Source organism: Streptomyces sp. NPDC059456 (genome assembly GCF_042750055.1).
Taxonomy (GTDB): domain Bacteria; phylum Actinomycetota; class Actinomycetes; order Streptomycetales; family Streptomycetaceae; genus Streptomyces.
Window position 1 is genome coordinate 1 of record NZ_JBHYVA010001096.1, and the last position, 1481, is coordinate 1481.

The window sequence follows — 1481 nt, forward strand, 5'->3', positions numbered from 1 at the left end:
CAGCTGCCCGTCGACCGGCGCCCGCGCGCCGGCACCCGGCCCCGGCGCCTCGACAACGAGCGGATCATCGAGCAGATCCGGCCCAAGCTGGAGGCCCTGCGGATCCCGTCACCGCGCGGCTCCGAGGAGGCGGACGAGGCCGTGCTGGACCGGCTGCGCGAGCTGGTCGTCGACGAGTGCGTGTTCCTTCCGGCCGCCGGTCTGCCCGACGTGTACGCGCTCGACCTGTCCGAGGAGGCCTTCGCCGCGCACCGCGCCGCCGCGGTCGAGGAGGGCGGCGAGCGGCGCAGGCACTTCCTGCGCGTGCGGGTCGGAGGCTGGGACGAGAACCTCGTCATCACCGTGTTCATCCGGGTCCACACCCAGGGCGGGATGCTGATGCTGGAGGTCGCGCCGCACGTACTGCTGCCGGTGCGGCCCGACTTCCAGCGGGCCGACGACATCGCCCGGCGCCACCGCGCCAACACTCCCCTCGCCAAGGTGCTCCTGGCCCTCACCCACGCTCCCGGCTCCCTCGGCGTCGCCCTCGCCACGCTGGGCGGGGCCTGCCGGGTCCCGTGGCGGCTGGCGACCGCCGGGCACGCCGTCGCCTACGCGGCGGGACCGGCCGTCTCCGTACGCGAACTGGCCTCGCAGGAGGACGGATCGCTGTTCCAGCTGATGGACCTGGACCGGTACCTGAAGACCATCCAGGAGCGGATCGTCGGCGGAGTGACGCTGGCCCTGCACGACGCGGGCTGGCACACCGAGGAGTTCGCGGAGCGCGCGGTCAACGTGGCGGAGGGCGGGGTGTTCATCCAGTCGGTGAACAACAGCGCCTTCGGGATCCACGGAGTGAGCCACAACAGCGCGGTGAACAACGGGACGACGGCCAGGGCGGAACGGAAGGACGGGCGCGTGCGCGCCGGCAAGGAGAGCAGAAGTGGCCAGTAACGCAGACGCCGGGCAGCCGCCGCAGTCCTCGGTGCGCATCGGCGACGTACGGGGCAGCGCCTTCAGCATCGGCGGCACGGAGGTCAGCAACAGCACGGTCAACCACGGGAGTGCGGAGACGGACGCGGCCGCGGCGGGGCCGACCGCGGAGCAGCTGCTGGAAGCCGTACGCGACCTCCGGGCGGCCCTCGTACGGCTGCCGCGCAGCGCGGAACGGGCCGCCCTCGACGCCGAACTGGATTCTGCGGCGGGGGAGTTGGAGGAGGCGGGCGAGGAGGTGCGGCCGGGCCTGCCCGCCCGGCTGCTCGGGGTGCTGGAGCGGTGGGCCCCGCTGGTGGACTCGGTGAGCGCGGCCGCCGCGCTGGCCGCCCTGCTGACCTCGTCCGGGGGGTGAGCCATGGCCCCGGGAAGCGGCCCCGCCCGCTGGAACCCGACCGCGCAGGAGTGGGAGCGGCCGCAGGACCCGCAGCCGTCGGACCCGGCACGGCGGGCGGAGCCGTCGGAGCCCGCCGGCGGGGGGGGGGGGCGGCGGGCCCCGGCGCCGGGTC

At 75.2% G+C, this 1481-nt stretch carries 1 protein-coding gene and 1 pseudogene; both read left to right on the forward strand.

The window, feature by feature from the left end:
- Window positions 1–933 (forward strand): annotated as a pseudogene (locus tag ACFXA3_RS42440) (hypothetical protein); the annotation flags it as partial.
- Entirely contained in the window at window positions 923–1327 is a 405-nt protein-coding gene (locus tag ACFXA3_RS42445) for a hypothetical protein (protein WP_385196869.1), read from the forward strand. The pseudogene ACFXA3_RS42440 and the gene ACFXA3_RS42445, both read left to right, overlap by 11 nt.
- Window positions 1328–1481: the final 154 nt, after the last annotated feature.